Source organism: Marimonas lutisalis (assembly GCF_005434965.1).
Classification (GTDB): domain Bacteria; phylum Pseudomonadota; class Alphaproteobacteria; order Rhodobacterales; family Rhodobacteraceae; genus Marimonas_A; species Marimonas_A lutisalis.
The window spans coordinates 372,700-385,842 of the sequence record NZ_SKCI01000004.1 but is presented as its reverse complement, the minus strand read 5'-3'; the positions used below and the strand labels follow the sequence as shown (position 1 = coordinate 385,842).

At 66.5% G+C, this 13,143-nt stretch carries 11 protein-coding genes; 8 read left to right on the top strand and 3 right to left on the bottom strand.

The window, feature by feature from the left end; genetic code table 11:
- The first annotated feature begins 53 nt into the window (after positions 1-53).
- From E0501_RS17690 to E0501_RS17670, 5 genes are read left to right on the top strand one after another with little or no spacing between them, the layout of a single operon-like run.
- Positions 54-1,646: an ABC transporter ATP-binding protein gene (locus E0501_RS17690; RefSeq protein WP_137702719.1), complete on the top strand. Its 1,593-nt coding sequence runs from the start codon at positions 54-56 to the stop codon at positions 1,644-1,646.
- 11 nt (positions 1,647-1,657) lie between these two features.
- Complete coding sequence (locus E0501_RS17685) at positions 1,658-3,109, top strand: aldehyde dehydrogenase family protein (RefSeq protein ID WP_137702718.1); 1,452 nt, start codon at positions 1,658-1,660, stop codon at positions 3,107-3,109.
- Positions 3,110-3,123: 14 nt separating this feature from the next.
- Entirely contained in the window at positions 3,124-3,858 is a 735-nt protein-coding gene (locus E0501_RS17680) for an SDR family NAD(P)-dependent oxidoreductase (protein ID WP_137702717.1), read from the top strand.
- Positions 3,855-4,361: a hypothetical protein gene (locus tag E0501_RS17675; protein WP_137702716.1), complete on the top strand. Its 507-nt coding sequence runs from the start codon at positions 3,855-3,857 to the stop codon at positions 4,359-4,361. The genes E0501_RS17680 and E0501_RS17675 overlap by 4 nt, the downstream gene beginning before the upstream one ends.
- Positions 4,361-5,107 (top strand): SDR family oxidoreductase, encoded by a 747-nt coding sequence (locus E0501_RS17670; protein ID WP_137702715.1) that lies wholly within the window; start codon positions 4,361-4,363, stop codon positions 5,105-5,107. Before E0501_RS17675 ends, E0501_RS17670 begins: the two co-directional genes overlap by 1 nt.
- Before the next feature lie 2 nt (positions 5,108-5,109).
- On the opposite strand, the gene E0501_RS17665 is transcribed toward E0501_RS17670, so the two are convergent.
- Together E0501_RS17665 and E0501_RS17660 are read right to left on the bottom strand one after the other, a co-directional pair.
- Positions 5,110-6,993 carry a bifunctional sugar phosphate isomerase/epimerase/4-hydroxyphenylpyruvate dioxygenase family protein gene (locus E0501_RS17665; RefSeq protein ID WP_137702714.1) on the bottom strand — a complete coding sequence of 628 codons (1,884 nt, stop codon included), beginning with the start codon at positions 6,991-6,993 and terminating at the stop codon, positions 5,110-5,112.
- Positions 6,990-7,892 (bottom strand): shikimate dehydrogenase, encoded by a 903-nt coding sequence (locus E0501_RS17660; protein WP_235857896.1) that lies wholly within the window; start codon positions 7,890-7,892, stop codon positions 6,990-6,992. The genes E0501_RS17665 and E0501_RS17660 overlap by 4 nt, the downstream gene beginning before the upstream one ends.
- Before the next feature lie 148 nt (positions 7,893-8,040).
- On the opposite strand from E0501_RS17660, the gene E0501_RS17655 reads away from it, so the two are divergent.
- Positions 8,041-9,219 carry an MFS transporter gene (locus E0501_RS17655; RefSeq protein ID WP_137702713.1) on the top strand — a complete coding sequence of 393 codons (1,179 nt, stop codon included), beginning with the start codon at positions 8,041-8,043 and terminating at the stop codon, positions 9,217-9,219.
- Between the two features lie 12 nt (positions 9,220-9,231).
- Here E0501_RS17655 and E0501_RS17650 read toward each other — a convergent pair whose 3' ends face one another.
- Positions 9,232-10,206 (bottom strand): alpha/beta fold hydrolase, encoded by a 975-nt coding sequence (locus E0501_RS17650; RefSeq protein ID WP_137702712.1) that lies wholly within the window; start codon positions 10,204-10,206, stop codon positions 9,232-9,234.
- Between the two features lie 171 nt (positions 10,207-10,377).
- On the opposite strand from E0501_RS17650, the gene E0501_RS17645 reads away from it, so the two are divergent.
- Together E0501_RS17645 and E0501_RS17640 are read left to right on the top strand one after the other, a co-directional pair.
- The gene (locus tag E0501_RS17645) at positions 10,378-11,400 is read left to right on the top strand and encodes an aspartate-semialdehyde dehydrogenase (protein WP_137702711.1); all 1,023 of its coding nucleotides are present in this window, start codon (positions 10,378-10,380) and stop codon (positions 11,398-11,400) included.
- Between the two features lie 104 nt (positions 11,401-11,504).
- Positions 11,505-13,124, top strand: coding sequence for a DUF4139 domain-containing protein (locus E0501_RS17640; protein WP_137702710.1), 1,620 nt, complete (start codon positions 11,505-11,507; stop codon positions 13,122-13,124).
- Positions 13,125-13,143 lie beyond the last annotated feature (19 nt).

The following is a 13,143-nucleotide window of genomic DNA, read 5'->3' as shown; positions in this document are numbered from 1 at the left end:
TGGGGCAAGATGAAGGAGCCGGACCTTGGTTGGGCCGAGAGGGGGCGTGCGCGATGAGCCTGCTGGAGATCGAGGGGCTGGACCTGGACATTCATGGAACGCCGATCCTGAAGGGTGTCTCGTTGAACGTGGCGCCGGGGCAGATCGTGGGGGTGATCGGCGAGAGCGGTAGTGGCAAGTCGATGACCGCGTTCGCGGTGATGCAGCTGTTGCCGGACGGATCGATGTGCCGGGGGCGGGTGGAGCTGAATGGCCATGACATGCTGGGCCTGCCCGAGCGCAGCCTGTGCCGGCTGAGGGGCAACGAGGTGGGCATGGTCTTCCAGGAGCCGATGACCGCGCTGAACCCGATCAAGACCATCGGCGAGCAGGTGGCCGAGACGATCCTGATCCACGAGGATGTATCGAGGCCCGAGGCGATGAAGCGGGCGCGCGAGGCGCTGAACCGCTGTGAACTGCCCGAGGCGCGTTTCCCGATGAGCCGCTATCCGCATGAGTTATCGGGCGGGCAGCGGCAGCGGGTGGTGATCGCGATGGCGATTGCGCTTCGGCCGAAGCTGCTGATCGCGGATGAGCCGACAACGGCGCTGGACGTGACCACGCAGGCGCAGATTCTGCGTCTGCTGAAACGGCTGGTGCAGGAGGATGGCATGGGCTGCATGCTGATCACCCATGACCTGGCGGTTGTCGCGGACATGGCCGACGAGATCGTCATCATGCGGCGCGGCGAGGTGGTGGAGGCGGGGCCGACGGCGCAGGTGTTCGCCGAGATGCGCCACCCCTATACCCGCGCGCTGTTCGAGGCGTCGGGGCACCAGCTGGAGCGCGGCGGCGCGGCGAAGGGCGCGCCGCTTCTGCAAGTGCGCGGGGTGGTGCGCGATTACGCGCTGCCACGCACGAAGCTCTTTGCGCCGCAGGCACATTTCCGCGCCGTGAACGGCGTGAGTTTCGAGATCGAGCGGGGCGAGAGCCTGGGACTGGTGGGCGAATCGGGCTGCGGGAAATCGACCCTGACCCGCGCCATCCTGGGGCTGGAAGAGGTGCAGGGCGGCGAGATCCTGCTGGATGGCGAGCCGGTTTTCACCGGGCACAAGCCCAACCGCGATGTGCGGCGGCGGATGCAGGTGGTGTTCCAGGACCCCTATGGCAGTTTCAACCCGCGCTGGAAGGTGGGCCGGCTGGTGGCCGAGCCGTTTCACCTGCTGGACGATGCGCCCGCGGGCGCCGCGCGGGAGGCGGCGATTGCCGAGGCGTTGGAAAGCGTGGGGTTATCTGCGCAGGACCGGTTGAAATACATTCACGAGTTCAGCGGCGGGCAGCGGCAGCGGATCGCGATCGCGCGGGCGCTGATCATCAAACCCGAGCTTATCATTCTTGACGAGGCGGTAAGCGCTCTGGATGTCAGCATCCGGGCGCAGATCCTGGACCTGCTGGCGGATCTGAGCGCACGGTTCGGGTTGACTTATCTGTTCATCAGCCATGATCTGAGCGTCGTGCGGTCGATCACCGACCGGGTGCTGGTGATGCGCGCCGGCCAAATCGTGGAAGAGGGGCCGACGGCGCAGGTCTTTGACAGCCCGCGGCATGACTATACCAAGACGTTGATCGCGGCGGCGCCGGTTCTGCCCGAGCGCGGCGCGGCATGAGGGAGGACAAGATGAGCCTGGATGACTTGTGGTTTGATCCGTCGAAATGCCTGATCGGGGGCGAGTGGATTGCCCCGGCGGGCGGTGAGACGCTGCCGTTGATGAACCCGTCGACCGGCGAACAGATCGGCGAGATCGCACGGGGGCGGCAGGCCGACGTGGATGCGGCGGTGGCGGCGGCGCGGAAAGCATACGATAGCGTATGGTCGCGCACGCCGGCGGCGGAACGGGGCCGCATCCTGATGCGGCTGCAACGGCTGGTCGAGGAGAAGGTGGACGCGCTGGCGCGGATCGAGGCGCTGGACGTGGGCAAGCCGCTGAAACAGGCGCGGGCCGACGCGGTGGCGCTGGCGCGATACATGGAATTCTATGGCGGGGCGGCGGACAAGCTGATGGGGGACACGATTCCCTATCTGGATGGTTATACCGTCTACACCCTGCGCGAGCCGCACGGGGTGACGGCGCATATCGTGCCGTGGAACTATCCGATGCAGATCATCGGGCGCAGCGTGGGCGCGGCGCTGGCCGCCGGAAACACCTGTGTTCTGAAACCGGCCGAGGACGCCTGCCTGACCGCGCTGGCCTTTGCCGATCTCGCCAAGGCGGCGGGGCTGCCGGACGGGGTGCTGAACGTGGTGCCGGGGCTGGGCAGCGAGGCCGGCGCGGCGCTGAGTGAGCATCCGGGCATCGACCATGTGAGCTTTACCGGGTCGGTCGCCACCGGCGCGATGATCCAGGCGGCGGCGGCCAAGAACGTGGTGCCGGTGACGCTGGAACTGGGCGGGAAAAGCCCGCAGGTGGTGTTCGATGACGCCGATATCGATGCGGCGCTGCCGTTCCTGGTGAATGCGGGCGTGCAGAACGCGGGGCAGACCTGCTCGGCCAGCTCGCGCATTCTGGTGCAGCGGGGCATCTATGACGAGGTGGTGGGCCGCATGGCCGAGCGCTATGGCCAGTTGCGCGTGGGCCCGGCGATGGATGACCTGGACGTGGGTCCGTTGATCAGCGCCAAGCAGAAGGGAATTGTCAGTGGCTTCCTGGGGCAGGGGGCGGACCTGGAGACGGCGGCGCAGGGGCAGCTGGTGGAGGCGCCGGAGGGTGGCAACTATGTGGTGCCGACGCTGTTTTCGGGGGTGCCGGCGGCGCATGCCCTGGCCCGGGACGAGATTTTCGGGCCTGTGCAGGTGGCTATCCCGTTCGACGAGGAGGAAGAGGCCATCGCGATTGCCAATGGCACCGATTACGGGCTGGTGGCGAGTGTCTGGAGCCAGAACGGCGCACGGCAGATGCGCATGGCCCGGGCAATCCGCGCGGGGCAGGTTTTCATCAATAACTACGGCGCGGGGGGCGGTGTGGAACTGCCCTTTGGCGGCATGGGCAAATCGGGCCACGGGCGCGAAAAGGGCTTCGAGGCGCTGTATGGCTTTACCGTGCTGAAAACGGTGGCGGCGTATCATGGGTAACGGGAGGACACGGCATGAGATTTGACGGACGGTTCAGCGGGCGGCGGGCAATCGTAACCGGGGGCGCCTCGGGCATCGGGATGGCCTGCGCGGCGCGGATGCGCGACGAGGGCGCCGAGGTGACGGTGTGGGACGTGGACCCGGCCGCGCTGGGCAAGGTCGCCGGGATGCGCGCCACGCAGGTGGACGTGACCGACCCGGCCGCGGTGGAGGCGGCGATGAAAGCCGATGCCGAGGCGATGGGCGGGCTGGACGTGCTGGTGTGTTCGGCGGGGATAACCGGGCCCAACGTGACCACGTGGGACTATCCGCTGGAGGAGTGGCGCCGGGTCTATGACGTGAACGTGCACGGGGTCTATTATTGCAACCGGGTCGCGGCGCCGATGATGAAGGCGGCGGGTTATGGCCGGATCGTCAATATCGCCTCGATCGCGGGGAAAGAAGGCAACCCCAACGCGCCGGCCTATTCCAGCAGCAAGGCGGCGGTGATCGCGCTGACCAAATCGCTGGGCAAGGAACTGGCGGATACGGCCGTGACGGTGAACTGCGTCGCGCCGGCGGCGGTGGAAAGCCCGATCTTTGACCAGATGACCGAGGAATTCATCGCCTACATGAAGTCGAAGATCCCGATGAACCGGTTCGGCACCACGGACGAGATCGCCGCGATGGTGACCTGGATCGCGAGCGAGGAGGCGGCGTTTTCCACCGGGGCCTGTTTCGACGTGAGCGGGGGAAGGGCCACCTATTGAGCGAGGCGGCGCAGAGACTGGAGGCGCTGGTGCGCGAGGTGCGCGCGTTTCTTGAGTCGCACTGGGCGGCGTGGCACCAGCACGCCGGAGCGCCCGAGGGGCGGCGGACGCTGTCGGAGGGCACCTGCGGGCGGTCGTCGATGTTCCTGGTGCAGGTGCTGCGCGATGCGGGGTTCCAGGCCGAGGCGGCCTTTGGATCACCGGTGGAAGGCGATTGCGGGTTTCGCACCGGCAAGGGCTGGAAAGGGCATGGCTGGGTCATCGTAAAGGCGCCGGCGCGGATCGTGGACATTACCGCGGATCAGTTCGGCGATTGCCCGGTGATCGTGACCGGGCCGGATGATCCGCGGTATTGCGCAGGCCAAGACGTGGCCGGGCAGGGCTGGATCGCCGAGCGGCAGCGGGTGGCGCGGGAGCTGATGCAGCTGTGGCGCGCCAGGGGGCTTGCCGCCGGGGGCGGTTCGGCGTCAGATGGCATGGATCAAGGATTGGGAGAGAGATGATGAGACTGGAAGGCAAGACGGCGATCGTGACCGGCGCGGCCAGCGGCTTTGGCGCTGGGATCGCGCGCAAGTTCGTGGCCGAGGGCGCGCAGGTGATGGTAGTGGATATCGATCATGACGGCGCGATGGACATGGCCGAGGAGCTGGGCCAGGGATCGTTCGGGCATGTCGCCAACGTGGCGCAGGGCGCCGAGGTGGACGCGCTGGTGGAAGAGGCGCGCCGCGTCTTCGGAGAGGTCGACATCCTGGTGAACAATGCCGGCGTGACCCATCTGCCCGCGCCGATGGAAGAGGTTTCGGAAGACGATTTCGATCGGGTCTTCGCGGTGAACTGCAAATCGATCTACCTGTTCGCCCGCGCGTTGGTGCCGCATATGAAGGCGCGCGGCGCGGGGGCGATTTTGAACGTTTCGTCCACGGCGGGGCTGTCGCCCCGGCCCAACCTGAACTGGTACAACTCGTCCAAGGGCTGGGTGAACACGGCCACCAAGGCGATGGCGGTGGAGCTGGCCCCCAAGGGCGTGCGGGTGAACGCGATCAACCCGGTGGCGGGCGAAACGCCGCTATTGGCCAGCTTCATGGGCGAGGATACGCCCGAGCGGCGCGCGGCGTTCCTGTCGACGATCCCGCTGGGCCGGTTTTCGACGCCCGAGGACATGGGCAACGCCGCGGCGTTCCTGTGCAGCGAAGAGGCCAGCATGATCACCGGCGTCTGCATGGAAGTGGACGGCGGGCGCTGTATCTGACCCTAGCGCCGGGGCAGGCCCCGCGCGCCGCGCAGACGTTTCTGCGCGGCGATGCGGAAGGGCGCGTTGGGCGCGCCGAAGCCCTGGTAGCCGGTCCCGCGCTGCACGATTTCGAAGAAGAGCCCGCCGGCGAAGGCGCGTGAGTAGCACTGGAAGAACGCCCCGGCATCGTCCTGGTCGTAAAGCACGTTGGCCGCGCGCATCTTGTCGATCAGGCCTTCGGGGAAATCAAAGCGCGCGGCGAGGTCATCGTAGTAGTTCGGTGAAATCGGCAGCGGCTCGAACCCGCGCGCGCTGAGCCGGTCGAGCGTGGCGAAGATATCGTCGGTGGCCAGCGCCACATGCTGGACCGAGCCGCCGAAGGAATCGGCCAGGAACGAGCCGGCCAGCGTGCGGTGACTGTCGGCGCCGTTGAGCGTGATCCGGAGCGCGCCGCCCGGCGCCTCGACCACCTGGCTGCGCACAAGCCCGTCGGGGTCGATCACGTCGACCATGGGCGATTTTTGCATGTCCAGAAGCGAGGTGTAGAACAGCGTCCAGCTGAGCATGTCGTCATAGCTCATCGTCTGGGCCAGGTGGTCGATATGGGTCAGGCCCGCGCCCGGGGGTGGCTGGGTGGCGTCGAATTCGATTTCCCAGACCTTGCCGAGGCCGGTCTGGTCATCGATGAAGTGCAGGACAGACCCGGAAAGGCCGCGAATGGCGGGAATGTCGATTTCGCCCGGGCCGAGCGGCTGCGAGAAGGGTTCGGCGCCAAGCTGCGTGGCGCGGGCGATCGTATCGCTGGCCGAGGCGACACGCAGGCCGATATCGCAGACGGTGGTGCCACGCGCGTTCCAGCTGTGCCCGGCATGGCCGGTGGTTTCGGAATTCACGACGATGCGGATATCGCCCTGCTGCCAGAGCGCGACGGATTTGTTGCGGTGCTGGCCCGTGCGGGTGAAGCCCAGCGAGGTGAGCAGCGTATCAAGCGCCTGCGCCTCGTCGCCCTGGCTCGCGAATTCGATGAAGGAGACGCCGTGTGTGGTGACGCGGGCGGGCATTTCGGGCAGGGCGACGGGCACCGTGGGCTCGGCCCGGCGCACATCGTCGAGCAATGCGACGAGTGAGCGGTAGCCATCGCGCGCAAGCGAGCGCGTGTTGCCGCCGCGGAACTGGTCGTTGAAAATTTCCAGGCTGACCGGCCCGGTATAGCCGGTGGCGAGAACGGCGCGCATGAAACCGGTGACATCGAGGTCGCCTTCGCCCGGCATGTTGCGGAAATGGCGGGACCAGTAGAGCAGGTCCATGTCGATCTGCGGCGCGTCGGCCAGTTGCACGAAAAAGATCCTGTCGCCGGGGATGCGGCGGATGGTGTCGGGGTCGATCCCGCGGCCCAGGGTGTGAAAGCTGTCGACGATGAGGCCGATACTGGGGTGATCGGCACGGCGCACGATTTCCCAGGCATCGCGGTGATCGTTGACATGACGGCCCCAGGCCAGCGCTTCGTAGCCCACGCGCAGGCCGCGTTTGGCGGCGCGTTCACCCAGTTCGTGCAGATCGCCGGCCGCACGGTCGATCCCGCCCAGGGCCTGCGGGTGCAGAGAGGAACAGATCAGAACAAGATCGGTGCCCAGGTCCTGCATCACGTCGAATTTGCGCTCGGCCCGGTCGAAGGCCTTGGCGCGGAGCGGTTCGGGCAGGCCTTCGAAATCTCGAAAGGGCTGAAACAGGGTGATATCGAGCCCATGATCGCGCACCATGTTGCCGACATCGCGGGGGCTGCCCGGATCGGCGATGAAATCCTGCTCGAAGATCTCGATCCCGTCGAAGCCCGCGGCGGCGATCGCTTCGAGCTTTTCGCGCAGGTTGCCCGAGATCGAGACGGTGGCGATCGAGGTTTTCATGAGCGGTCTTTCCCCTGGGCACCGGGTTCATCGAAGGCGGCGAAGCTGGCCTGCATCCGGGCGATATCGGGCGCGTGGCCGGTGAAGAGGTCGAACGCGCGCACGGCCTGGAAGACGGCCATGCCGGCGCCGCTGATGCAGGTGCAGCCACGCGCCCGCGCGGCGGCAAGCAGCGCGGTTTCCAGCGGGAAATAGACGATATCGGCAACCCAGTGGCGTGGTTGCAGGAGCGCGGTGTCGATGGCGGTGCCGGGCAGTTTGGCCATGCCCATCGGCGTGGCGTTGACGATGCCGTCGGCGGCCTCTGCGGCCTGCGCCAGATCGGTGCAGGGGGTTCCGCCCGTCGCGGTCGCGAGGGCCTGCGCGGAGGCCGGATCGGTGTCGGAGATCAGAAGCTGCCGGACGCCCAGCGATTTCAGCGCGTGTCCCACCGCGCCACCCGCCCCGCCCGCGCCGAGCAGCAGCACCGTGCCAAAGGGCCCGTTGGGAAGGGCGCGGCGCAGGCTTTCGGCGAAGCCCCAGAAATCGGTGTTATGGCCCATGCGACGGCCATTGCCGAACACCACGGTGTTGACGGCGCCGACGTTTTGCGCGGCCTCGGACAGCTCATCAAGGTGGGCCATTACCGCCTTTTTATAGGGGTAGGTGACGTTGAGCCCGGAAAAGCCGGCCGCCTCGATCCGGTCGAGCATCTCGGCAATGGAGGGTTCCGGTCCGTCCCAGAGCTCGGGGTCGAAACGCAGGTAGAGCATGTCGAGCCCCTGGGCGTGGGCCTCGTCCATGTGCATCGAGGGGGTGCGCGACAGCTGGATGCCCTTGCCGATGAGGCCGGTCAGGATCGTGCCCTTGCCGGCGCTGCGCAGGGCCTCGGCGATTTGGTCGGTCAGACTATGAAACACGCGATTCCGGGCCGGGATTGTTGAGGTGTCGCCGTGATACCACGTGGGTGGGGCGGAGTCATGGAAATTTGGTATACCATTTTTCGGAGAGATCGGGGCTTGCGCCCGTGCGGAACCCGTGCCACCCGGTTTTGCGGGAGGACGGAAATTGCGCGCCGATCTTATTCTACTGACATTCGCCTACGTTCTGAGCCAGTTCTACCGGATGTTCCTGGCGGTTCTGACCGAGGTGTTGGAACGCGATATCGGGGCGAGCGCCGAGGCACTGGCCACGGCCTCGGGCTTCTGGTTCCTGTCCTTTGCGCTGATGCAGATCCCGGTGGGCTGGGCGCTGGACCGGGTGGGGCCGCGCCTGACGGCGAGCGTGCTTTTGCTGATCGGCGGCGGGGGCGGCGCGGCGGTGTTCGCGCTGGCGCAGAGCCCGGCCCATGTGAGCGCGGCGATGCTGTTGATCGGGATCGGTTGCTCGCCGGTCCTTATGGCCTCTTACTATATTTTCGCGCGGGTGTATTCGCCGCATGTTTTCGCCACGCTGGCGGCGATGCTGCTGGGCGTGGGCTCGCTCGGAAACCTGGCGAGCGCGCTGCCCACCACGCTGGCGATCGAGGCGATCGGATGGCGTGCGATGATGTGGGGCATGGCCGGGGTAAGCGCGATCACCGCGCTGGGCCTTTATGCGATGGTGCAGGACCCCGAGAAGCTGGGCGGGAACGAAAAGGGCTCGGTTCTGGACCTGCTGAAGATGCCGGCGCTGTGGTTGATCCTGCCGCTGGCGTTCTTTCACTATGCCCCGTCCGCTGGGCTGCGGGGCCTTTGGATCGGGCCGTATTTCACCGACGTTTTTGCAGCAGATCCGGAAATGGTGGGCAACGTGACGCTGATCATGGGTGTCGCGATGATCGCCGGCACGTTCACCTATGGGCCGCTTGACCGGATCCTGGGCACGCGGAAATGGGTGATCTTCGCGGGTAGCCTGATCGGGGCGGGCTGTATGGCGATTCTGGCGATGCTGCCGCCGAGCGGGGTGTGGACGGCGGTGGCGATCTGTGCGGCGGCAGGGTTCTTCGGCGCGTCCTACCCGGTGCTGATGGCGCACGGGCGCAGTTTCTATCCCCCGCACCTTGTCGGGCGCGGCGTGACGCTGATGAACCTTTTCGCCATTGGCGGGGTGGGTGTGATTCAGATGGTGACCGGGCGGCTTTACACCGTGGCTGAGGCGGCGGAGCGGGGCGCTGCCTACCCCTACCAAGTGTTGTTCGGTTTCTTCGCGGTGACGGTTTTGGCGGGGCTGGTGATCTACCTGTTCTGCGAGGATCGGGTGGGATAGCACGAGCACGCTCTACGGCGCAGGCAGGTGGCGGCGCAGAAACCCCGACACCTCGGCCCGGAGCCGTTCGGAATGACCCAGCAACAGGTGTCCGCCCGAAGGCAGGGCGATGAACGTGGCCCCGGCGATCGACTGCGCGGTATGTTCGCCGATGGCAAACGGGTTGATCCCGTCGTCGCGGGCATGCACGACGAGGGTGGGCGCGGTGATTTTCGACAGGTCGTAGCGGGTGTCGCGATCAATCGCCGCGCCTTCGTTGCGCAACCCGTCCAGCCGCGCGGTGACCGGTAGGAAGGTTTCGGTGAGCCCGTTGACGAAGGCGAGATCCGCATCGCCGAGCGTGGCGCGGGTGCCCGGGGGGATATCGAAGAACGGATCGAGCAGCGATGGCGCGGCTTTGACGATGGCCCAGAACACGAAATCCGAGCCGAAGAGCCACTGGTAGAGCCAGGCGGGCAGGGCCCGGTCCGCATCGGGTGCGGTGAAGGGCGTGTACGGTGCCGAGGAGAGTAGCACCAGGGCCGCAGTACGTTCGGGGTAATGCTGGGCGAATTGCAGCGCGGGCGGCACACCGCCCGACATGGCAAGGATGCCAACCCGTTCGAGCCCGAGCCGGTCGAGCAGCTCGGCGAAGGCCCGGGCCTGGGCGGTGGTCGAGCCGTTGGCCGGCAGGGGCGAGTCGAGATAGCCAAAGCGCGATACGGAAATCCAGCGAACCCCCGGTTGTCCGAACGCTTGTGGCAGGAGCCGGCCCTGATCGAAGCCACCGCCGGCCCCGTGAATGACAAGCACTGCCGGACCGCTGCCCCAATCGGCATATTGCATCGGGCCCTGTGGCAGGGGGACAATACGCGATTGCGCATCGAGGCGGCTGTAGAGCTGCGCCATGTCACGCGAATAGAGCCAGTGGATGGCCAGCGCCGCGGCAACAAGGGCGGCGAGTGCAAGAAGCAGGAGACGGCACGCGGCCGAGTGGGTGCCGGACATGTCGGGCGAGCCTTGAACCGGATGGAAACCTGACCATGTGTAAGGCCGGCCGGGACCGCGCGAAATGACCGCTGTCAACGTGGGCGAAACGCGCCCGAGTCAGCGCAGCCCCTTTCAACCGCCTTCACGCTGCTGTATGACCCGCGACGTTGATTCAAAGGAGACCCCGCAATGGGCTATAATGTCGTCGTTGTCGGTGCCACAGGAAACGTGGGCCGCGAAATGCTGAACATCCTGGCGGAACGCGAGTTCCCGGTGGACAAGATCGCCGCGCTGGCCAGCCGGCGGAGCCTCGGGACCGAGGTGAGTTTCGGCGACAAGACCCTGACCACCGAGGACCTGGACCAGTTCGATTTTACCGGCTGGGACATGGCGCTGTTTGCCGTGGGATCGGAGGCGACGAAGATCTATGCGCCCAAGGCCGCCAAGGCGGGTTGCGTGGTGATCGATAACAGCTCGCTTTATCGCTATGACAACGACATTCCGTTGATCGTGCCGGAAGTGAACCCGCAGGCGATTCACGGCTACGCCAAGAAAAACATCATCGCGAATCCCAACTGCTCGACCGCGCAGATGGTGGTGGCGCTGAAGCCGCTGCACGACCGCGCCAGGATCAAGCGGGTGGTGGTGAGCACCTACCAGTCGGTCTCGGGCGCGGGCAAGGAAGGCATCGACGAGCTGTGGGATCAGACCAAGTCGATGTACAACCCCACCGACGAAAAGCCGCCGAAGAAGTTCACCAAGCAGATCGCCTTCAACGTGATCCCGCATATCGACGTCTTCATGGACTCGGGCGAGACCAAGGAAGAGTGGAAGATGGTGGCGGAGACCAAGAAGATCGTGGACCCCGCGATCAAGGTGACGGCGACCTGCGTGCGGGTGCCGGTTTTCGTCGGCCACTCGGAAGCGGTGAACATCGAGTTCGAAGAATTCCTGGACGAGGATGAAGCGCGCGACATCCTGCGCGAGAGCCCCGGCATCATGGTGATCGACAAGCGCGAGGATGGCGGATACGTCACCCCGGTGGAATGCGTGGGCGATTTCGCCACTTTCATCAGCCGCATCCGGCAGGATTCGACGATCGAGAACGGCCTGAACCTGTGGTGCGTGTCCGACAACCTGCGCAAGGGTGCGGCGCTGAACGCGGTGCAGATCGCCGAGCTCCTGGGCCGCGAGGTTCTGAAAAAGGGCTGAAACCCGCCCAAGGATTGATGAATGAGGGGCGTCCCAAGTGGGCGCCCCTTTTCATTGCAGGTGCGATGGGATTTGATCGGGCGCAGGATATGAGGAGATTTTCCATGCGTGCCCTTCCCCTGATTTTCGCCTTTTTCCCAAGCCTCGTGCTGGCGGATGAGATCAGCCTGACCAGCCGGGTCACCGATGTGACGCTGTTTCCCTATGGCGCCAGGATCGTGCGGCAGGTGCCGTTCGAGGCGCCCGCGGGCGAGCACGAGCTGCGCCTGATCGACCTGCCGCAGGGCACGCCCATGGAAACGCTGCGGGTGAAGGTGACGGGCGCGGTGATGGGCACCGTGTCGACGCGCGAGGATTTCGTGCCGCCGCGTGGCGACCGGGAAAGCGATGCCGTCAGGGCGGCGCGGGACGAGGTGGAGCGGCTCGAAGAGGCTGTGCGCGCCAAGGCCGACGAGGCCGAGGCGATCCGCGCGGCGCGCGAGGCGGCGGATACGCGTATCACCTTCCTGCGCCAGTTGGGCCAGGGTGATGCGCTGAGTGGCGCGACGCCCGAGAGCCTGCGCGAGGTTTCGCGCATGGTGGGCGAGGAGACGCTGGCCGCGCGCCAGGCGATGCTTGAGGCCGAGGGCCGCGCGCGGGTGGTGGACCGCGAGGTGAAGGAGCTGCGCGAGGATCTGGACGAAGCCCGCCAGGCGCTGGCGGCGCTGGTGCCCGAGGACGAGGCGCGCAACCTGGTCACCGTGGGGATCAGTGCCGAGGGCGACACCAAGGGCACGCTGGAGATCACCTATTACCACGACGCGGCGCATTGGCGCCCTGTCTACGATGCCTATCTGGACCGCGATGCCGGGCAGATCATGCTGAAACGCGCGGCACTGGTCAGCCAGGACACCGGCGAGAACTGGCAGGGGGTGGCGCTGACCCTGTCGACCAACGAGCCGAGCGGCGAAGTGGCGCCGGGTGAGCTGTGGCCCGATCTGCGGCGTATTACCGACCCCGAGGAGCCGCGCCCGGTGTTCAGGTCGCAGGCGGACGCCGCCGGTGCGGCGCTGAGCCCGCCGATGGTCGAGCCGATGGTGGCGGAAGAACAGGCCGTCGCCGATATCAGCGGACTGAGCGTGACCTATGGCTATCCCGGCGCGGTCGATCTGGCGACGGGCGCAGACGAGGTGCGGCTGGCGCTGGGCGATCTGAGCCTTGACGCCGAAGTGCTGGCCTGGGGTGTGCCCAAGCGCGACGAGACCGCGTTCCTGGTGGCGGAGTTCACCAATACGACGGGCGAGATGATCCTGCCCAGTGCGGCGACCCAGCTGTACCGCGATGGCGAATACGTGGGCGAGGCGCGCGGCGAGATGATCCCGGCCGGGGGCGAGGCGCGGTTGAGTTTCGGCCCGATCGAGGGTTTGCGCCTGAAACGGCTGGTCGAGCGCAACGAAGGCGACCGGGGCGTGTTGAGCCGGTCGACCGAGCTGAGCGAGCGGATCACGATCGAAGCCGAGAACCTGACCGGCGAGGCCTGGCCCCTGCGCGTGCTGGACCAGGTGCCCTATTCAGAGCAGGAGGACCTGGAGATTACCTGGAATGCCGCACCGCGCCCCACCGAGGTGGACGTGGACGACAAGACCGGTGTTCTTGGCTGGGACCTGCAGATCGGCGCGGGTGAGACGCAGGTGATCCGGCTGAATTACAGCCTGCAGTGGCCCGAGGGCAAAGTCCTGCGCTGAGCGGGAGCTGCGCCGCGCC

Bases quoted from the DNA above. Each gene is read 5' to 3' on its own strand.
- E0501_RS17680 (WP_137702717.1), top strand. From the start codon at position 3,124: ATGAGATTTGACGGACGGTTCAGCGGGCGGCGGGCAATCGTAACCGGG.
- E0501_RS17640 (WP_137702710.1), top strand. From the start codon at position 11,505: ATGCGTGCCCTTCCCCTGATTTTCGCCTTTTTCCCAAGCCTCGTGCTG.
- E0501_RS17650 (WP_137702712.1), bottom strand. From the start codon at position 10,206: ATGTCCGGCACCCACTCGGCCGCGTGCCGTCTCCTGCTTCTTGCACTC.
- E0501_RS17690 (WP_137702719.1), top strand. From the start codon at position 54: ATGAGCCTGCTGGAGATCGAGGGGCTGGACCTGGACATTCATGGAACG.
- E0501_RS17670 (WP_137702715.1), top strand. From the start codon at position 4,361: ATGAGACTGGAAGGCAAGACGGCGATCGTGACCGGCGCGGCCAGCGGC.
- E0501_RS17645 (WP_137702711.1), top strand. From the start codon at position 10,378: ATGGGCTATAATGTCGTCGTTGTCGGTGCCACAGGAAACGTGGGCCGC.
- E0501_RS17665 (WP_137702714.1), bottom strand. From the start codon at position 6,993: ATGAAAACCTCGATCGCCACCGTCTCGATCTCGGGCAACCTGCGCGAA.
- E0501_RS17685 (WP_137702718.1), top strand. From the start codon at position 1,658: ATGAGCCTGGATGACTTGTGGTTTGATCCGTCGAAATGCCTGATCGGG.